The 17,995-nt window shown below is 75.1% G+C and carries 21 protein-coding genes and 2 tRNA genes; 7 read left to right on the top strand and 16 right to left on the bottom strand.

Going from position 1 to position 17,995, the window contains the following annotated elements:
• Nucleotides 1–64: 64 nt before the first annotated feature.
• Nucleotides 65–673: a site-specific integrase gene (locus tag Q0840_RS18735; RefSeq protein ID WP_298462567.1), complete on the top strand. Its 609-nt coding sequence runs from the start codon at nt 65–67 to the stop codon at nt 671–673.
• 18 nt (nt 674–691) lie between these two features.
• Here Q0840_RS18735 and Q0840_RS18730 read toward each other — a convergent pair.
• The 3 genes from Q0840_RS18730 to Q0840_RS18720 all read right to left on the bottom strand — a co-directional run bounded on the left by Q0840_RS18730 (nt 692) and on the right by Q0840_RS18720 (nt 1,495).
• Nucleotides 692–767 (bottom strand) — tRNA-Lys (locus tag Q0840_RS18730).
• Nucleotides 768–833: 66 nt separating this feature from the next.
• Nucleotides 834–1,076, bottom strand: a complete 243-nt coding sequence (locus Q0840_RS18725) for a hypothetical protein (protein ID WP_298462565.1) — start codon at nt 1,074–1,076, stop codon at nt 834–836.
• Nucleotides 1,077–1,198: 122 nt separating this feature from the next.
• Nucleotides 1,199–1,495, bottom strand: a complete 297-nt coding sequence (locus Q0840_RS18720; RefSeq protein WP_298462575.1) for a co-chaperone GroES — start codon at nt 1,493–1,495, stop codon at nt 1,199–1,201.
• 139 nt (nt 1,496–1,634) lie between these two features.
• On the opposite strand from Q0840_RS18720, the gene bcp reads away from it, so the two are divergent.
• Together bcp and Q0840_RS18710 are read left to right on the top strand one after the other, a co-directional pair.
• On the top strand, nt 1,635–2,105 hold the full coding sequence (bcp, locus tag Q0840_RS18715) for a thioredoxin-dependent thiol peroxidase (RefSeq protein ID WP_298462562.1): 471 nt from the start codon (nt 1,635–1,637) through the stop codon (nt 2,103–2,105).
• A gap of 49 nt (nt 2,106–2,154) precedes the next feature.
• A tRNA-Leu gene (locus Q0840_RS18710) sits at nt 2,155–2,235 on the top strand.
• Between the two features lie 42 nt (nt 2,236–2,277).
• Here the strand turns inward: Q0840_RS18710 and Q0840_RS18705 are convergent.
• Nucleotides 2,278–2,841: an NUDIX hydrolase family protein gene (locus Q0840_RS18705; RefSeq protein ID WP_298462559.1), complete on the bottom strand. Its 564-nt coding sequence runs from the start codon at nt 2,839–2,841 to the stop codon at nt 2,278–2,280.
• Nucleotides 2,842–2,961: 120 nt separating this feature from the next.
• On the opposite strand from Q0840_RS18705, the gene trxA reads away from it, so the two are divergent.
• Nucleotides 2,962–3,348 (top strand): thioredoxin, encoded by a 387-nt coding sequence (gene trxA / locus Q0840_RS18700; protein WP_298462556.1) that lies wholly within the window; start codon nt 2,962–2,964, stop codon nt 3,346–3,348.
• A gap of 146 nt (nt 3,349–3,494) precedes the next feature.
• On the opposite strand, the gene Q0840_RS18695 is transcribed toward trxA, so the two are convergent.
• Both Q0840_RS18695 and Q0840_RS18690 read right to left on the bottom strand, forming a co-directional pair.
• Entirely contained in the window at nt 3,495–4,685 is a 1,191-nt protein-coding gene (locus Q0840_RS18695) for an FAD-dependent monooxygenase (protein WP_298462552.1), read from the bottom strand.
• Nucleotides 4,686–4,710: 25 nt separating this feature from the next.
• Entirely contained in the window at nt 4,711–6,432 is a 1,722-nt protein-coding gene (locus Q0840_RS18690; protein WP_298462573.1) for an ABC-F family ATP-binding cassette domain-containing protein, read from the bottom strand.
• Nucleotides 6,433–6,558: 126 nt separating this feature from the next.
• Here Q0840_RS18690 and Q0840_RS18685 point away from each other — a divergent pair, with 126 nt between their 5' ends.
• Complete coding sequence (locus Q0840_RS18685) at nt 6,559–7,011, top strand: DUF3054 domain-containing protein (protein ID WP_298462549.1); 453 nt, start codon at nt 6,559–6,561, stop codon at nt 7,009–7,011.
• Here the strand turns inward: Q0840_RS18685 and rdgB are convergent.
• Nucleotides 6,962–7,648 (bottom strand): RdgB/HAM1 family non-canonical purine NTP pyrophosphatase, encoded by a 687-nt coding sequence (rdgB, locus tag Q0840_RS18680; RefSeq protein ID WP_298462547.1) that lies wholly within the window; start codon nt 7,646–7,648, stop codon nt 6,962–6,964. The two genes, Q0840_RS18685 and rdgB, sit on opposite strands and share 50 nt — an antisense overlap.
• Nucleotides 7,645–8,406 (bottom strand): ribonuclease PH, encoded by a 762-nt coding sequence (gene rph / locus Q0840_RS18675; protein WP_298462545.1) that lies wholly within the window; start codon nt 8,404–8,406, stop codon nt 7,645–7,647. The genes rdgB and rph overlap by 4 nt, the downstream gene beginning before the upstream one ends.
• 148 nt (nt 8,407–8,554) lie before the next feature.
• On the opposite strand from rph, the gene Q0840_RS18670 reads away from it, so the two are divergent.
• Nucleotides 8,555–9,448, top strand: a complete 894-nt coding sequence (locus tag Q0840_RS18670) for a diguanylate cyclase domain-containing protein (RefSeq protein ID WP_298462542.1) — start codon at nt 8,555–8,557, stop codon at nt 9,446–9,448.
• Nucleotides 9,449–9,464: 16 nt separating this feature from the next.
• On the opposite strand, the gene Q0840_RS18665 is transcribed toward Q0840_RS18670, so the two are convergent.
• The 5 genes from Q0840_RS18665 to clpS all read right to left on the bottom strand — a co-directional run bounded on the left by Q0840_RS18665 (nt 9,465) and on the right by clpS (nt 13,287).
• Nucleotides 9,465–10,409 carry a diguanylate cyclase domain-containing protein gene (locus tag Q0840_RS18665; protein ID WP_298462540.1) on the bottom strand — a complete coding sequence of 315 codons (945 nt, stop codon included), beginning with the start codon at nt 10,407–10,409 and terminating at the stop codon, nt 9,465–9,467.
• 168 nt (nt 10,410–10,577) lie between these two features.
• Entirely contained in the window at nt 10,578–11,366 is a 789-nt protein-coding gene (locus tag Q0840_RS18660; RefSeq protein ID WP_298462537.1) for an MBL fold metallo-hydrolase, read from the bottom strand.
• Between the two features lie 10 nt (nt 11,367–11,376).
• The gene (murI, locus tag Q0840_RS18655) at nt 11,377–12,192 is read right to left on the bottom strand and encodes a glutamate racemase (protein WP_298462535.1); all 816 of its coding nucleotides are present in this window, start codon (nt 12,190–12,192) and stop codon (nt 11,377–11,379) included.
• A 19-nt stretch (nt 12,193–12,211) separates the two neighbouring features.
• Complete coding sequence (locus Q0840_RS18650) at nt 12,212–12,994, bottom strand: DUF2017 domain-containing protein (protein ID WP_298462534.1); 783 nt, start codon at nt 12,992–12,994, stop codon at nt 12,212–12,214.
• Entirely contained in the window at nt 12,994–13,287 is a 294-nt protein-coding gene (gene clpS, locus Q0840_RS18645; RefSeq protein WP_298462532.1) for an ATP-dependent Clp protease adapter ClpS, read from the bottom strand. Before clpS ends, Q0840_RS18650 begins: the two co-directional genes overlap by 1 nt.
• A gap of 173 nt (nt 13,288–13,460) precedes the next feature.
• On the opposite strand from clpS, the gene Q0840_RS18640 reads away from it, so the two are divergent.
• On the top strand, nt 13,461–14,747 hold the full coding sequence (locus tag Q0840_RS18640; protein ID WP_298462570.1) for a nicotinate phosphoribosyltransferase: 1,287 nt from the start codon (nt 13,461–13,463) through the stop codon (nt 14,745–14,747).
• A 108-nt stretch (nt 14,748–14,855) separates the two neighbouring features.
• Here the strand turns inward: Q0840_RS18640 and Q0840_RS18635 are convergent, their stop codons facing one another.
• From Q0840_RS18635 to Q0840_RS18625, 3 genes are all read right to left on the bottom strand, one after another.
• The gene (locus Q0840_RS18635) at nt 14,856–15,005 is read right to left on the bottom strand and encodes a hypothetical protein (RefSeq protein ID WP_298462578.1); all 150 of its coding nucleotides are present in this window, start codon (nt 15,003–15,005) and stop codon (nt 14,856–14,858) included.
• A gap of 241 nt (nt 15,006–15,246) precedes the next feature.
• A complete protein-coding gene (locus Q0840_RS18630; RefSeq protein ID WP_298462531.1) occupies nt 15,247–17,067 on the bottom strand; it encodes a DEAD/DEAH box helicase in 1,821 nt (606 codons plus the stop codon).
• Complete coding sequence (locus Q0840_RS18625; RefSeq protein ID WP_298462529.1) at nt 17,064–17,405, bottom strand: DUF3039 domain-containing protein; 342 nt, start codon at nt 17,403–17,405, stop codon at nt 17,064–17,066. Before Q0840_RS18625 ends, Q0840_RS18630 begins: the two co-directional genes overlap by 4 nt.
• Nucleotides 17,406–17,995: the final 590 nt, after the last annotated feature.

Genomic DNA, 17,995 nt, shown 5'->3' with positions numbered 1-17,995 from the left:
GAATTCGAGGCCATCATGACCCCTCAGGTCGCACTCGCCGCCTGAGAACCACTGTCACCTATCCGTGCAGCAGACCCAGGACCTGCCCGACCTCGTGCGGTTGCTCCTGGCGACAGGCATGCGGCTCGGCGAAGTGCTCGCGCTCGCCTGGGACGACGTCGACCTGGAGCGGGGCATCGTTCGGGTGGAGGCGACGATCGTTCGCGTCCGCGGCAAAGGATTGGTGCGCAAGACGACCAAGTCCGCGACATCGCAGCGCGTCCTGCTCATCCCGGTGTGGTGCGTGGCGATGCTGCGCAGGCGTCGGGAGGCCTCGGCCGGATCCCTCCCGGTGTTCCCCGACGCCGTAGGTGGCTGGCGGGATCGCAACAACGTCAGCCGGGACCTGCGGACGGTGCGGTCCGGGACGGAGTTCGAGTGGTTCGTCTCCCACACGGCGCGGCGGACGGTGGCGACCTTGCTCGACGAGCAAGGGCTGACCGCGCGGTCGATCGCCGACCAGCTCGGCCACGCCCGGGTCTCGATGACGCAGGACGTCTACATGGGCCGGCGACTGCCGCGGGCTGACGTAGCGCGAAGCTTGGACACGCTCTTCGACCACGACCCGGCGCAACACGTGGACCCACACGTGGACCCAACCCCGGACAAACCTCAGGCCAGCGACCCGGAGTGAGTCGCTGGCCTGGGGTGATGGTGCGCCATCAGGGACTCGAACCCCGAACCCGCTGATTAAGAGTCAGCTGCTCTGCCAATTGAGCTAATGGCGCGCGGTCAGAAACGTTAGCACCAGCCCGCCGTCGTCGGCGAACCCGGGGCCGCCATCGTGGCGGACGTCACGCCGTCGGCTTCCTGGTCGGCTCCGTCGTCGCCTCGCCGACGAGCTCCGCGCCGGCCGGCTCGGGCTCCCACCAGGCGTCGTCGGGCACGCCCTCGGCGCGGAGGATCTCCTCGGACGCGGGGCCGTCGGTGGGGGCCAGGTCGAGCAGCAGCGCGAGCGGGATGTGCTCGGCGAGCAGGTCCATGACCTCGTCACCCTCGTGCCCGGGCTCCACCGGGGAGCCGTCACCGTGCGCCACGTTCCCTCGTCTCGTCGTCGCCTGGTCGTGGAGCGCTCATCGGACCATCCGCCGTCGCCGGGTGGCAAGGCACCACGACGGGCGCTGACCCGTCGGAGGGACGTGCGTCACCGGACCAGCCGTCAGAGGTAGAGCCCCGTGCCGCTGCGGCCGCCCTCGGCCTGGGCCACGCCGTGCACGTCCTTCTCCCGCAGCAGGACGTAGACGGTGCCGCCGAGCTCGACCTCCGCGCGGTCCTCCGGGTCGAACAGCACCCTGTCCCCCACGGTCACCTGCCGCACCCCCTGGCCGGCGGCGGCGACCTGCGCCCAGGCGAGCTTGCGGCCGACCGACGCGGTCGCCGGGATGACGATGCCGGACGACGACCGACGCTCGGCCGACTCGGCGTCCAGCCGCACCAGCAGCCGGTCGCCGAGCATCCGGATGGCGGGGGCGCCGTCGTCCGCGGCGGGGATCTGGGTGGTCACGCCGCCGACGGTACCGCTCGCCCGGCATCGGCCCGCCTCGCTGCCACCGGCACGGTCCGACGGCGGCCGCGGCGTCACTACGCTGTGCGCCATGACGACGCGCCTCGCCCCCGGCGACACCGCCCCGGACTTCACCCTGCCCACCGCCGACGGCGGCCAGCTCACCCTGTCGTCGCTGCGCGGCCAGCACGTGATCGTCTACTTCTACCCGGCGGCGATGACGCCCGGCTGCTCGACGCAGGCGTGCGACTTCCGGGACTCGCTGGAGACGCTGCAGAGCCAGAACTACGCCGTCGTCGGCGTCTCGCCGGACCCGGTGGACAAGCTCGCGGCGTTCGCGGCCCACGACGGGCTCACCTACCCCTTGGTGTCCGACGTCGACAAGCAGGTCCTCACCGCGTGGGGCGCGTTCGGTGAGAAGAAGCTGTACGGCAAGACGGTCACCGGGGTCATCCGGTCCACGGTCGTCGTCGACCCCGACGGCACGGTGCTGCTCGCGCAGTACAACGTCAAGGCCACCGGGCACGTCGCCAAGCTGCGCCGGGACCTGGGCATCGACTGACGCCGCGCACCCGGGCCGCACGCAGCGGCCCGTGTGCGACGCTGTCCCCGCGGGAGTGGTGTAACGGTAGCCACGCCAGGTTTAGGTCCTGGTGCCTCCGGGCGTGCGGGTTCGAATCCCGTCTCCCGCACCCAGCACGGACCGGTCACCCCGGTCCGCCTCAGGCTCAGGCTCAGGGCAGCCGACCGACGTGCGCCATCGCCTGGCGCAGCAGCAGCCCCTGACCGCCGTTCATCTCCACCTGCACCTGCTCGCTGGCCGCCTCCTCCGGCGTCAGCCACGCCAGGTCCAGCGCGTCCTGCTGCGGGCGGCAGTCCCCCGAGACGGGCACCACGTACGCCAGCGACACCGCGTGCTGGCGGGGGTCGTGGTACGGCGTCACGCCCGGCGTGGGGAAGAACTCGGCCACCGTGAACGGCTGCGGCGAGGACGGGATGTGCGGCAGCGCGACCGGGCCGAGGTCCTTCTCGATGTGCCGCAGCAGCGCGTCGCGCACCCGCTCGTGGTGCATCACGCGGCCGGAGACCAGCGCCCGGGACATCACCCCCTCCGGTGTGACCCGCAGCAGCAGCCCCACCGCGACCACGTCGCCGGAGTCGTCGACCCGTACGGGGACGGCGTCGACGTAGAGGATCGGGACCACCGCGCGGATGCGGGCGATCTCGTCCGGGGGCAGCCAGCCGGCCGGACGCCCGGGCTCGTGGTCGGGGTCGGGCAGCTCGAAGGTGTCCGTCACCCGGCATTTCTACCCCGCGGTCCGCGCCCGGCCGTACTCGACGCGCAGCGTGGCGGAATAGTCCGCCGCCCTGCGTTGCTGTGCCAACCGGACAGACGGAACCGCGAGAGAGGACAGACCATGGCGACGACCGAGCTGACCGGCACGACCATCGAGCAGACCATCAAGGACAACGACATCGTCCTGGTCGACTTCTGGGCGGAGTGGTGCGGCCCCTGCAAGCGCTTCGGACCGGTCTTCGAGGCCTCGTCCGAGAGCCACCCGGAGATCGTCCACGCGAAGGTCGACACCGAGGCGGAGCAGTCCCTGGCGGGCGAGCTGGGCATCACCTCGATCCCGACGCTGATGGCGTTCCGCGAGGGCATCCTGGTCTTCAACCAGGCCGGCGCGCTGCCCGGCCCGGCGCTCGAGCAGGTCGTCAGCGCCGTCAAGGCGCTGGACATGGACGACGTCCGCGCCCAGATCAAGGCGCAGCACGCCGAGCACGAGGGCGCTCACCAGCACTGAGCCCCTGCCGAGCCCCTGCTGAGCCACGGCCGCTGAGCTGAGGCTGAGCGGCACAGCACGCACCGCGACGGGTGCCGTCCCCCCGGGGGCGGCACCCGTCGTGCGTCTGCGCTCCTCGCACGCGGCCCGTGCCGGGTCGGCGGTCCTCAGGCCCCGGCCTGCGGTCGCCAGTCGACGACGCCGCCCAGACCGCGGGCCAGGACGCCGGCCGGCAGGACGGCCGCGGCGCGCAGGACGGCGGTCCGGACGCCGGTCACCACGGGGCCGCTGGCCTGCCCGACCCTGGCGAGCTGCCGCGACCGCGCGGCGATCTGGCTGACCCGAGGCAGCCGCAGACGGGTGTACTGCGCCAACGCCTCGGGGACCGGAGCCTGCCGGCCCATGAGCAGCGCGAGCTCGACGGCGTCCTCCAGCGCGAGGCACCCGCCCTGGCCCAGGTCCGGGGTCAGGGCGTGCCCCGCGTCGCCCACCAGCGCGACGCGGCCCGCGTGCAGCGCCGGCAGCGGCCGGGCGAGCTCGACGACGTCGTGCCGCAGGATCCGGTCCGGGGGCGTCGCCTCGATCAGCGCCGGGACGGGCTGGTGCCAGTCCCCGAACCGGGCCAGCAGCTCGGCGCGGTCGTCCTCGACGTCGCGCCCGGCCGGCTTGCTCACGGTCGCCCAGCAGTACACCTCGTCGTCGGCCATCAGCAGGGCGCTGAACCGCCGGCCGCGGCCCCACGTCTCGAACTGGCCGTGCCGGGCGACGTCGGCGGAGACCCGCGGCAGCAGGCGCCAGGCGACGTAGCCGGCGTACCGGGTCCCGGGGTGGCTCGGGAACAGCGCGTGGCGCAGGCGCGAGTGGACGCCGTCCGCGGCGACGACGAGGTCGACCTCGAGGTCGCCGTCGCCGGTGGCGACCTGCGCCGGCCGCGTCGCGTCGCCGACCGTGACACCCCGCACCTCGACCCCCGTCCGCAGCGCACCGGGCGGGAGGGCGTCGACGAGGAAGCTCACCAGGTCCGGGCGGCGGAGCACGACGAACGAGTCGCCCAGCGCCTCGGTCACCGCGCCCAGGTCCTGGCGCAGCAGCCAGCGGCCACCCGGGTCGCGGTAGCCGCCGGCCCCCTGCGCCGCGGCCCGCTGGCGGACGACGGCGCCGAGGCCCAGCGCGTCCAGGGCCCGCAGTCCGTTCGGCGCGAGCGCGATACCCGCGCCGACCGGGGTCAGCGCCGGCGCCCGCTCCAGCACCTGGACGTCCCACCCGTGCTGGTGCAGGCCCAGGGCCGCCGCCAGCCCGCCGATCCCCGCACCGACCACGACCGCCCGGCGACCGGCACCGGATCCGCTGCTGCTCATCGCCCGATCCTCGCAGGGTGGGAGGTCAGCCCAGCGCGAGCTCGGGCCAGTCGGCCAGGTCCGCGCGCATGCGCCGGTCATGGGTGGCCACGACGACCGCGGCCGACGTCGCCCGCAGCGCGGCGGTCAGCTCGTCGACCAGCGCGATCGACAGGTGGTTGGTGGGCTCGTCGAGCAGCAGCACGTGCGGGGCCGCGAGCAGCGCGCAGGCCAGGTCGAACCGGCGGCGCTGGCCCACGGACAGCTCGGTGACCGGGCGGTCCAGGTCCTCCTCGGTCAGCAGGCCCAGTCCCGCGACCGCGACGAGCTGGTCGGGGTCGAGCGCACCGATCGCGAGCAGGTCCAGCGCCCGGCGCGCGTAGGCGGCGAAGCCCGTCGGTGGGCCGTCGACCGGTGCCGCGTCGCCGGTGGCTGCACCGTCTGCGGCGGGGTCCGGACCGGCCCCCGGCAGCTGGGCGACGTCGGGCAGCGGCTCGCCGCGCGGTCCGACCGACGCGTGCCCCTCCTGGGCGAGCGTCCCGATCCGCACCCCCGGGGCGACCGTCCGCACGCCGCGCGCCAGTGGCACCGCGCCGGCGAGCGCCGCGAGCAGCGTGGACTTGCCCGACCCGTTGGGACCGGTCACCAGCAGCCGGCCGCACGGCGGCAGGCCGACCCGCACCCCGGGCAGGTCGAGGCGGCCCGGCACCCGCGGCGCGCGCACCTCGAGCAGCGGGCCGCCGGTCGGGGTGCCGCCGTCGGGCGCCGGGAGCGCCGGCAGGTCGGGGAACGACAGCGACAGCGGCGGCGTCGGGACGTCGACGGCCGCGGCCTCCAGGCGCTGGACGAGCCGGTCGGCGGCCTTGACGTGGATGCGTGCCCCGGTGGCGCGGCGGTGCTTGTTGCTGCCCTTGGGCGGTCGCCACTCGTCCGACAGGCCCTCGTAGGACTCGTCGAGGCGCCGCAGCAGCTGGGCACGGCGCTTGGTCTCGGCGGCGTACCGCTGCCGCCACCGCCGCAGCGCCTGGTCCTTGGCGAAGCGGTACGCCGCGTACGTCGTCGCGCCGTACACCGCGGGCCGGCCGTCGATCGTGGGGTCGAGGTCGAGCATCCCGGTCATGACGTCGTCCAGCAGCTGGCGGTCGTGCGTCACCAGGACGACGACGCCCGGCCACCCCTGCAGCTGGGCGGTCAGGTAGGCGACCCCGGCGGCGTCCAGGTGGTTGGTCGGCTCGTCGAGCAGCAGCACGTCCGACCGCTGCGCGATGCGGCACGCGAGGCGGACCCGGTACCGCTCCCCCACGCTCATGGCGTCCAGCGGCCGGTCGAGGTCGCGCGGTGCCCCGAACCGGGTGAGGGCCTCGTCCATCCGCCGGTCGGCGTCCCAGCCGGCCAGGTGCTCGACGCGCGCCAGCGCCCGGCTCAGCGCCGGCAGGTCGCCGCCGTCGTGGTCGAACGTGTCCAGGGTGTGCCGCAGCTCCGCGTCCGCGGTGCGGACCGCGGCGAGCGCCTCGTCGACGAGCGTGCCGACGGTGGCACCGCCCGCCGCGGTGAGCTCCTGCGCGACGGTCGCCACCGAGCCCGCACGGTCCACCTGGCCGGCCGTCGGGTGCAGCGTGCCCGCGAGCACCCCGAGCAGCGTCGACTTGCCCGCGCCGTTCTCGCCGACGACGCCCAGCCGCGCGCCCGCACCGACCGTCAGGGACAGGCCACGCAGCACGGGACGGCCGGGGTAGCCGAAGGAGACGTCGCGCGCCGCGACGTGCACGACGCCGGGCGCCACGGGGGTGCCGACCTCGGGCGCGGGGGTGGCGGTCACGGTCGGGCCCGCTCGGCCGCACCGGCGGTGACTGCCGCGGTCACGGCGCCCGGCGCGCGGGTTACGGTCGCTGCCATGCGCTCCCCGGCCCGGTCGTCCGTCCCGCCCGCCGCAGTGACCGCCGTCCAGCCCGCGGCAGTGCCTGCCGTCGTGCTCGCCGGCGTGCTCGACGTCGTCGTCGTGGTCGCCTTCGTCGCGGCCGGCCGGTCCTCGCACGCGGAGTCCGGGGGCGTCGTCGGGGTGCTGACGACCGCGTGGCCGTTCCTGGTCGCGTGCGCCGTCGGCTGGCTGGTGCTGCGTGTGTGGCGCAGCCCGTGGCGGGTGTGGCCGGCCGGCGTCGCGCTGTGGGCGGTGACCGGGGCCGGCGGGCTCGCCCTGCGCGGGCTGGCGGGGGGCGGGCTCGCGCCGGCGTTCGTCGCGGTGGCGGCCGGGGTGCTGGCGGTGGGGCTGGTGGGCTGGCGCACGGTGGCGACCCTGCTCAGCGGATCGGCCCGCCGCCGGCCGGTCGGCTCAGCACGCGGGCGATGACGGGCGCCAGGGCGCGGAAGGCCTGGCCACGGTGGGAGATCGCGTTCTTCTCGGCCGCGGACAGCTCGGCGCAGGTCCGCTCCGGGGCACCGGTGGGCTGGTCGACGGGCACGAGCACGGGGTCGTAGCCGAACCCCCCGGCGCCCCGCGGCTCGGCTGCGAGCGTGCCCCGCAGCCGGCCGAGCTCCACGTGCTCCTCGCCGTCCGGCGTCACCAGGGCGGCGGCGCAGACGAACTGCGCCCCACGGTGCACCGGGGCGATGTCCGCGAGCTGGGCGAGCAGGAGCGCGAGGTTGGCGGCGTCGTCGCCGTGGCGGCCGGCCCAGCGGGCCGAGAAGATCCCCGGGGCGCCGCCGAGCACGTCGACCGCGAGACCGGAGTCGTCGGCGACCGCCGGCAGCCCGGTGAACGCGGCCAGCGCGCGGGCCTTGATCAACGCGTTCTCGGCGAACGTCACCCCGTCCTCGACCGGCTCCGGCGCGCCGACGTCGCGGGCACCGACGACGGCCGCCGGGTCCAGGTCCGCGACGGCCGGGGCGAGGATGGCCCGCAGCTCACCGAGCTTGTGGGCGTTGTGGGTCGCCAGCACCAGCCGCGCGCCGGGTGGCGTGGCGGCGCCCGGACCGCCGTCGGTCACGGGTGGGTCGCGGAGCCGGTCGCGAGAGCCTGCTCCTGGTAGTGGGTGAGCCGGCTCGTGCCCTCGAGCGCGAGGTCGAGCAGCGCGTCGAGCTCCCGGCGGTCGAACGGTGCCCCCTCGGCGGTGCCCTGCACCTCGACGAACTGGCCCTTGCCCGTCACGACGACGTTCATGTCGGTGTGCGCGCGCACGTCCTCGACGTAGGGCAGGTCCAGCACCGGGACGCCGTCGACGATCCCGACGCTCACGGCCGCGACCGAGTCCTGCAGCACGGGCCGCGAGCCGGTGATGGCGCCCTGCCGCTGCCCCCACGCGACGGCGTCGGCGAGCGCGACCCAGGCGCCGGTGATCGCGGCGGTGCGGGTGCCGCCGTCGGCCTGCAGGACGTCGCAGTCCAGCACCAGGGTGTTCTCGCCCAGCGCGGCGACGTCGACGACGGCGCGCAGGGAGCGGCCGATCAGGCGCGAGATCTCGTGCGTCCGGCCGCCGATGCGTCCCTTGACCGACTCGCGGTCGGACCGGGTGGACGTCGCGCGGGGCAGCATGGCGTACTCCGCGGTGACCCAGCCCTGCCCCGACCCCTTGCGCCAGCGCGGGACGCCGACCGTGAAGGACGCCACGCACAGCACCTTGGTGCCGCCGAACTCGACCAGCACGCTGCCCTCGCCCGTGTCCAGCCAGTCACGGGTGATCGTCACCGGGCGCAGCTCGTCGGGACGGCGGCCGTCGGCGCGCGAGAAGGAGGCGGGGGTGGTCATGGGGCCGAGCCTATCCGGCGGCACCGTCCTGGCCGCCCGGCGTCCGCGGGTCGTCCGGCTGCCCCGCCCGGCTGCCCCGGTCGTCGCGGACGGCTAGCGTGCGCAGTGCCGGGCGCTGACGCGAGGCGCCCGCACAGGTGGAGGCGCGGTGGGTGAACAGGCGGACCTCGCCGACCTGCTGGTCGGGTCCGTGCACGCCACGGACACCGCCATGGCGATCGCCGACGCGACACGGCCCGACCTGCCGCTGGTGTACGTCAACCCGGCCTTCGAGCGACTGACCGGTTACCGGTCGGCCGACGTGCTGGGCCGCAACGCGCGGTTCATGCAGGGCCCCGAGACCGACCCCGCGGCGGTGCGCGCGATGGGCGACAGCCTGCGCCGGGGGCGTGTGACCCGGTCGCGGGTCGTGAACTACCGCGCGGACGGCTCGGCCTACTGGGTCGACCTGCACATCTCCCCCGTGCCCGACGGGGCCGGCGGCGTCGCCCGGTTCTTCGCCGTCCTGCACGACGTGACCCCGGAGGTGTCGGCCCAGCACGAGGCCGTGCGGGCCGCCCACCGGGACCCGCTGACCGGGCTGATGAACCGCAGGGCGTTCGCGGACCAGCTCGAGCGTCAGCTCGACCGAGCCGCACGGACCGGCGGCGCGCTCGGCGTGCTGTTCTTCGACGTCGACGACTTCAAGGCGGTCAACGACGCACACGGTCACCTGGTCGGCGACGGCTACCTCGTGCACATCTCGGAGTGCCTGCGCGCACGCCTGCGCAGCCACGACGCCGCGGCACGGGTGGGTGGCGACGAGTTCGTCGCGCTGCTGACCGACCTGCCGGGTGACGGCGCGGCGGCCGTCGCCCGGGTGGTCGCGGACCTGCGCGCGTGCCTGGCGACGCCGTTCACCGTCGACGGCGCCGAGCACCGCACCTCGGTGAGCGTCGGCACCGCCCTGTCCCCGCGGGACGGGACCACCGTGCGGGACCTGATCGCGCGTGCCGACGCCGACATGTACCGGCACAAGCCGTCCCGGCCGGCGCGCGGCTGACCGGTCCGGCGCGTCGTCACCCGGCGCCGGGTGCGGTCGGGGTGCCGGGGGCGGCCGGCAGGACCGGGCGGTCGGGGCGGTCCGGGCGCCAGGGCTTGCGTCCGTACATGTCCGCGTCGGCGTGCGCGACGAGCTCGCGGACCGTGCCTCCGTCGCGCGGGAACACCGCGGCGCCGATGGTCACCGCGACCCGGTGCTCGGCGCCGTCGACGGTGAACGGCTCGGCGAGCGCGTCGGTGAGGCTCGCCACGACGTGCGCGGCGGCGTCGCCGTCGGCGGGCAGGTCGGTGAGCAGCACGGTGAACTCGTCACCGCCGTGGCGGGCGGACATGTCACCGGTGCGCAGCCGGCGTCGCAGCACCTCGGCGACGTGGACGAGGTACCGGTCGCCGACCGGGTGCCCGTGGGTGTCGTTGACCTGCTTGAAGCCGTCCAGGTCGAGGAACAGCACACCCACCGACCGGTGGTGCCGCGTCGCACGGACCAGCTCGCGCTCGGTCGCGGCGGCGAACGCGACCCGGTTCATCAGGCCCGTCAGCGGGTCCTGGGACGCGGCCCGTGCGGCCTCTTGCAGGTGGGCGACCTCCTCGCTCACGTCGTGCACCACGGCGAGGAACCAGGCCGGCGACCGGGCGCCGTCCGCCACGGCCGAGATCCGGATCTCGGCCCAGTAGGAGGACCCGTCGGCACGCAGGTTCACGAGCCGGGCGCGGCTCCCCCGGCCGGCGCGCAGGTCGTCGCCCACGGAGCGCACGGTGCCCGGGTGGGTCTGCGGCCCCTGCAGGAACCGGCAGTTGCGTCCCAGCACGTCCGCGCCCGCGTACCCGGTCAGGGCCTCGAATGCCGGGTTGACGTAGATGATGGGGAAGTCGCCGGAGGCCTCCGAGACCACCATCGGGGTGTCCCCGGCCTGGACGCAGCGAGCGATCAGCTCCGCCGTCTCGGTGTCGACCTCTCGCATGTGTGAGCCACCCCTCGTCGCCGCGCCCCGGTGCCCCACTGCCCGCCGAACCGTACCGGGCGGAGTCGCCCGACGCCGGGCGGGCACGCGGGCGAGCACGCGGGCGGGCACGCGGGCGAGCACGCCGGCCGGTGGGTGCAGCGGCCGGGGCGCCGTCGGCGCATCCGCCTAGAGGCGGTACACCGCCCCGGGCTCGGCGACGGCCAGCGCGCCGTCGTACACCGCGCGCGCCTCGGCGACCGTCACCGCCGGGTCGTTCCAGGCGACCAGGTGCGTGAGCACGAGCTCGCGCACCCCGTGGGCCGCGGCCGCCGCACCGGCCCGCCGACCCGTCAGGTGGATCCCGCGCAGGTCGTCGTCGCGGCCCTCGAGGAACGCCGCCTCCGCGAGCAGCAGGTCCGCGCCGGTCGCCAGCGACCCCAGCCCGGCGCACTCGTCGGTGTCGCCGGTGTAGGCGAGCGTGACCCGGCGCCCGGGCTCACCCTCCGCGGGCCCGGTGACCCGGACCCCGAAGCACGGGACGGGGTGGTCGACGCCGACCGGCTCGAGCCGCAGGGGGCCGATGTCGACGGCGGCGCCCTCGACCCACTCGTGCACGTCCAGGCAGCCGCGCAGCTCGGTCGCCGGGTCGGACCCGGCCATCTGCGCGAGCCGCTCCGCCGCCCCGGGCGGGGCGTGCACCGGGACGGCCGTCCGGTGGCCGCCCGGCCGGTAGCGCAGGTAGACCCCGAGCACCACCAGGTCGGCGCAGTGGTCGGCGTGCATGTGCGACACCGCGAACGCGTCGACGTCCGCCGGGTCGCAGTACCGCTGCAGCGCCCCGAGCGAGCCGCTGCCCAGGTCGAGGACGACGCGCCAGGTGCGCCCGGACTCGTCGTCGGCCTCCACGAGGTAGCTCGACGCCGACGACTCCGCGCTCGGGAAGGAGCCGGCGCACCCCACGACGGTCAGCCTCACCGTGCCGCCCTCATCGCAGCGTCCCGACGGGCTCGACCGCGCCCACCTCGGGCCCCAGGAAGCGGCGGGCCAGGTGCTGGAAGGACGCGGAGTCCCCCGTGGCGAGGAAGCGGTGATCCGGCGCGCCCGCGGAGTCCGGCCGCTCCAGCCCGTGCGCGACGAGGTTGCGGTAGACGTCCTTCGCGGTCTCCTCGGCGCTGGAGACCAGGGTGACGTCCTCACCCATGACGTAGGAGATCACCCCGGTGAGCAGCGGGTAGTGCGTGCAGCCGAGCACCAGCGTGTCGACGCCGGCCTCGCGCACCGGGTCGAGGTAGTCGTGCGCCACCGCGAGGACCTCGGGTCCGGACGTCACGCCGGCCTCGACGAACTCCACGAACCGCGGGCAGGCCTGGGTGGTCAGCCGCAGGCCCGCCGCGACCGCGAACGCGTCCTCGTAGGACCGGGACGCGATGGTCGCGCGGGTGCCGATCACGCCGACCCGGCCGGACCGGGTGGCGGCGACCGCGCGCCGGGCCGCGGGCAGGATGACCTCGACGACGGGCAGCCCGCGGCGCACCGTGTAGCGCTCGCGCGCGTCGCGCAGCACCGCCGACGACGCGCTGTTGCACGCGATGACGAGCATCTTCACGCCCGCGTCGACCAGGTCGTCCATGACCTCCAGCGCGTGCGCGCGGACGGCGGCCAGCGGCTTGGGACCGTACGGGGAGTTGAGCGTGTCACCGATGTAGAGCAGGGACTCGTGCGGCAGCTGGTCGAGGATCGACCGCGCGACCGTGAGCCCTCCCACGCCCGAGTCGAAGATGCCGATGGGAGCGTCGTTCACCCGGCGAGCCTAGACCGACCTACTCCGGGCCCGCGTCCGGGCGCATGCCCGGGCCCGTGTCCCGGCCCGTGCCGGGGCCCGTCCCGGGGTCGCGACCGAGGTCGGCCAGCAGCAGGGCCATCAGCGACTCCTGCAGCCAGGTCAGCGCCGCGTAGACCGACCCCAGGTACGCCCGGATCTCGGCGGCGACGACCTCCCGCGCGGGCCGGTCGTCGTCGGGCACCCAGCCGGCCTCCTCCGCCGCCGCCTGCTCCTCGAGCGAGGTGTACAGACGGTCGGCGTCCTCCTCGGACTCCAGCCCGAGCCGGTCGGCGAGCACGAGCCGGACGTCGGTCAACGCGGCAGCGAACGCCGGTGCGTCGTCGCGGGTGACCGCCAGGTCGAGGTCGTCGTCCAGGCCGAGGCCCGGCACGTGGTCGCCCCCGCCGGACAGCGCCTGCCACAGGTCCCGCAGCCGCCCGATCTTGGCCGCCCGCAGGTCCGCCTCGGTGAGCCGCCGGAACTCCGCGGCGACGCCGTCGTCGTCGCGCGAGGCGTCCGGGAGCAGCCGGCGCACGGCCGGGTCCACGGGCGCGGGCAGGTCCGCGGTGCTCATCCGGGGGCCGAGCGCCGAGGTCGGGTCACCACCGCCCGGATCGGTGACAGCGTCCGTCGGGGCCTCGGGCCCGGCCCCGGCCGGCGCGCCGAGCTGCTCGGCGCCGAGCAGCTGGGCGACGTCGGCCACCACCCCGGCGAACACCTCGCGCTCGGTCGGGCCCAGCCCGGCGACGTACAGCCCGCCCACCGCGCGGAAGCCGCGCATCAGCGGCCGCCCTGCTGGAGCGTCGCCCACAGGCCGAACCCGTGCATGGCCTGCACGTCGACCTCCATCTGCTCCCGGTTGCCGGTCGACACCACGGCGCGCCCCTCCTCGTGCACCTGGCGCATGAGCCGCTCCGCCTTCGCCTCGGGGTAGCCGAAGTACGACCGGAACACGTAGCTGACGTAGGTCATGAGGTTGACCGGGTCGTTCCACACGATGGTCACCCAGGCGTCGGCGACCTCCACGTCCTCCTCGACCCGGACGTCGGTCTCGGGAAGCGTCTGCGCGGGCACCGGCCCACTGTAGGTGCTCGCGTCGACGGGCCACCGCGCGCGCCCCTACGGTGAGCAGCATGAGCGCACCGGAGCCCCCGGTCCGGATCGGCAGCGCTGCCGTCCGGACCGCGCCCCCTTCACCGTCGTCCCACGCGAGCACCGCGCTGCTGACCGACCGGTACGAGCTGACCATGCTCCAGGCGGCTCTCGCCGACGGCACCGCGCACCGGCACTCGGTGTTCGAGGTGTTCGCCCGCCGGCTGCCGCCGGGGCGCCGGTACGGCGTGCTGGCCGGGACCGGCCGTGTGCTGGAGGCGCTGACGGACTTCCGCTTCGGCGAGGCCGAGCTGGAGTGGCTGGCCGCGGAGCGCGTGGTCGACGACGCGACCGTCGAGTACCTGGCGCGGTACCGGTTCACCGGCAGCATCTCGGGCTACGCCGAGGGCGAGGTGTTCTTCCCCCGCTCGCCGGTCATGGTCGTCGAGGGCACGTTCGCCGAGTGCGTGCTGCTCGAGACGCTGGTCCTGTCGATCCTCAACTTCGACTCGGCCGTCGCGTCGGCGGCGTCCCGGATGACCAGCGCCGCCGTCGACCGCCCCGTGCTGGAGATGGGGTCACGACGCGCGCACGAGCAGGCGGCCGTCGCCGCGGCCCGCGCCGCCGTCGTCGCCGGCTTCTCCGCCACGTCCAACCTGGAGGCGGGACGGCGCTGGGGGCTGCCCACCATCGGCACCGCCGCGCACGCCTTCATGCTCCTGCACGACGACGAGAAGTCCGCCTTCGCGAGCCAGGTCGCCTCGCTGGGCACGGACACCACGCTGCTGGTCGACACCTACGACGTGCGCGCCGGGGTGGAGGCCGCGGTCGCTGCTGCAGGGCCCGAGCTGGGCGCGGTGCGACTGGACTCCGGTGACCTGCTCTACATGGTCCAGGAGGTGCGCAAGCAGCTCGACGGGCTCGGGGCGACGTCGACCAAGATCGTGGTGTCGTCGGACCTCGACGAGCACGCGATCGCCGCGCTGGCCGCCGCCCCGGTGGACGCCTACGGGGTCGGCACCTCCGTGGTCACCGGGTCCGGCGCCCCGACGTGCGGCATGGTCTACAAGCTCGTGGCCCGCGCCGGCGACCACGGCGTGCTGGAGCCGGTGGCGAAGGCGTCGGCGTCCAAGACGAGCGTGGGCGGCCGCAAGAACGCGGCCCGCCGGCTGGACGCGGACGGCCGGGCCGAGGCGGAGGTGCTGATCACCGGGCCGGACGTCGCGGTGTCGACCTGGTCCCCCGACGACCAGGCGCTGCGGCCGCTGCACGTGCCGCTCGTGATCGAGGGTGCGGTGGACACCCGCTGGTGCGGTGCGCACGGGGTGCACACCGCGCAGGAACGACACCGGGACTCACGCGCCGAGCTGCCGCGCGGGGCTCGGCGGCTGTCCGCGGACGAGGCCGCGGTCCCGACGGTCACGGTGACGCTCGAGGGGTGAGGCGCCGACGTCGTCGCCGGCTGCCGGCCCGGACCGGCGCGCGCGGCGGCGGCGGTACGCCCGCCCCCGCCGCCGCGGCGTCACGCGTGGTCAGTCACCTGCGGTGGGTCAGGCTCGCGACCGACCCCGGTTGACGAAGTGCATGATCACGCTGATCACGAGGACAGCGATGCCGATCCAGATGAGGATCTTGGCGGCCTCGATCGCGAGGCCCAGGACCAGCAGCACGACGCCGGCGATGATCAGGAGCAGCCACATGGACATGGTGGTACCTCTCCACTCGGTTGCCGCCCGTCACGGAGACCTCCGCGGGCGGTGATGCGCCCCCGAGCATGGCAGCGTGCGGATCGTCGCGCGCGCCAACACCAGCCGTCACTCCAGCAACAGCGGTCGTGACCGGGCGGTCGCGGGGGCCCGCTCGGCCTCCGGCGGCGTCGACCGCGGTAACCGCCGCGGCGTCGACCGCGGTGGCCCCCGGCCGACCGCCGAACCGAGCGAGCTAGCGCTTGCCGACGAACCAGCCGCGGACCAGCGCGACGCGCTGCTCGAGCTGCGGGAGCGTCGCCAGCGGCACCTCGGGGCCGCCGCTGCGGCGGCGCAGCTCGGTGTGCACCGAACCGTGCGGCTGGCCGCTGCGCCGTGCCCAGGCGGAGACGAGCTGGTTGAGCTCCTTGCGCAGCTCGGCGACGCGCCGGTGGTCGACGACGGGCTCCGGGGCCGCCGCAGCGGAGCCCGCACCCTTCCCGCGACGGGCGGTCAGCTGGTCGGCCTGCCGCTGCTTGAGCAGGGTGGTGACCTGCTCGGCGTCGAGCAGGCCGGGCAGACCGAGGAAGTCCAGCTCCTCCTCGGAGCCGACATCGGCGCCCGTCCCGAACTCGCCGCCGTCGAACAGCACCCGGTCGAACGACGCCTGGGCGTCCAGCGCCTCGAACGACCCCTGCGTCCCGTCGGCGCCGACGGCGTCGGGTCCCGAGTCCGCACGGTTGGCGGCCGCCATGAGGGCGTCCTCGGGGTTGTACAGGTCGCCCTGCTCCTCGGTGGTCAGGGGCCGGTCCAGGGCGTGGTCGCGCTCGGCCTCCAGCGTGCCGGCGAGCTCGAGCAGCTGGGGGACGCTGGGCAGGAAGACCGACGCCGTCTCCCCACGACGTCGGGCACGCACGAAGCGGCCCACCGCCTGGGCGAAGAACAGCGGTGTGGCGGTCGACGTCGCGTACACCCCGACGGCGAGCCGCGGCACGTCGACGCCCTCGGAGACCATGCGGACCGCGACCAGCCAGCGACTGGTCCCGGCGGAGAACGCATCGATCTTGTCCGACGCGCCGTCCTCGTCCGACAGCACGACCGTGGGCGACTCGCCGGTGAGGCGAGCGAGGTGACCGGCGTAGGCGCGCGCGTCCGTCTGGTCGGTCGCGATGATCATCGCGCCGGCGTCCGGGACGGTGCGGCGCACCTCGGTCAGGCGCCGGTCGGCGGCTGCGAGCACGGACGGGATCCACTGGCCGTTCGGGTCCAGGGCTGTGCGCCACGCCTGGGCGGTCATGTCCTTGGTGAGCGGCTCACCCAGGCGTGCGCTGATCTCGTCGCCGGCCTTGGTGCGCCAGCGCATCTGCCCGGAGTAGGTGAGGAAGAGGACGGGCCGCACCACGTGGTCGCGCAGGGCCTCGCCGTACCCGTAGACGAAGTCGGCGGCGCTGCGGCGGATGCCGTCGTCCCCGCGCTCGTACCGCACGAACGGGATCGCGGCCGTGTCGGAGCGGAACGGCGTCCCGGTCAGTGCCAGACGGCGCGTGGCGCCCTCGAAGGCGTCCCGGATGCCGTCGCCCCACGACAGCGCGTCACCACCGTGGTGCACCTCGTCGAGGATGACGAGCGTCGGGGCTGCTGTGGTGCGGGCCGCGTGCAGGGCGGGCTTCATCGCGACCTGGGCGTACGTCAGCGCGACGCCGTCGTAGTGCGCGCCGTGCCGGCCCTGGGCGTTGGTGAAGGTGGGGTCGAGGTGGATGCCGACCCGCGCCGCCGCGTCGGCCCACTGCCGCTTGAGGTGCTCGGTCGGGGCGACAACCGTCACCCGCCGGACGGTGCCGGCGCTGAGCAGCTCGGTCGCGATCCGCAGGGCGAAGGTGGTCTTGCCGGCGCCGGGGGTCGCGACGGCGAGGAAGTCGCGGGGTGCGGTGCTGCGGTAGGCCTCGAGCGCCTCGGCCTGCCACGCGCGCAGCTTGCCTGCGGTCCCCCACGGCGCGCGCCCGGGGAAGGCGGGCGAGAGCTGGGAGGCCGCTGCGGCGGACGCGTGCGTGGGAGGGAGGCGGTGCGGGGTGCTCACTTGCCGCCGGAGCCGCTGTCGCCGCCCTCGCCGTCCTGCGGTGGGCGCAGCCCGTTGTAGATCTCCTGGCAGATGGGGCACACCGGGAACTTGTTCGGGTCCCGGCCGGGGACCCAGACCTTGCCGCACAGGGCGATCACCGGCTTCCCGGACAGCGCCGAGTCCAGGATCTTGTTCTTGCGGACGTAGTGCGCGAACCGCTCCCGGTCTCCGGGCTCGACCTCGGCCTGCTCCTCGGTGCGCTCGAGCACGCCCGTGGAGGTCCCGCCGCCCAGGGTGTCCGGCTGCTCGCCGAACGGGTCGTCAGGTCCGGTGGTCGAGGCGAACGGCTCACTCATGCAGGCGAGTCTACGTCGGTGCACCGACACGCAGGGTGGGGTGAGGTGAGCTGGCGGGCGGTGCGGGGCGGGGCGGCGCGACGTGAGGCGTGGGGCGTGCTGGGGACGCTCAGCGAGGCCGGGTGGGGATGTGAGGCCGGGGGGATCGAGACGCAGGCCGACCTCGCCTGCGCACCGCTGGAGCGGCAGCGCCTGCCGGCTCGGCGGCGCCGTCGCCGACGGCCACACGCTGACGTGGCGCCGCGAGGAGGAAGGCTGCATGGCAGGAGAGCACCTGGACGGCGTCGGCTCGCGCGCCACCGATTCGTCACCCGACCGCGACGATCGACGCGCCGCGAGAACGGCGCGGCATCGTGCACCGTGATGGCGACGCGGGTGCGACCGACCACCTCCGTGGCGTCGGCGCGGATTCACGTCAGTGCGTCCCCAGTCCGTTGCGACAGTATTTCGTCCACAGCCGCCAGGGTCCGCAGCGGGGATGTCAGTGGCTCCTCGTAGACTTTCCGTATCGCTTTCAGCGAGGCGTGTGGCCGAACCGGGTGGAAAGGGGCGGGACGATGAGTGTCGACAATACCGTCCCGACGCCGTCC

Source organism: uncultured Cellulomonas sp. (assembly GCF_947494015.1).
Lineage (GTDB): Bacteria > Actinomycetota > Actinomycetes > Actinomycetales > Cellulomonadaceae > Pengzhenrongella.
The sequence above is the reverse complement of the archived record's forward strand: the minus strand, read 5'-3'. Positions and strand labels throughout refer to the sequence as shown.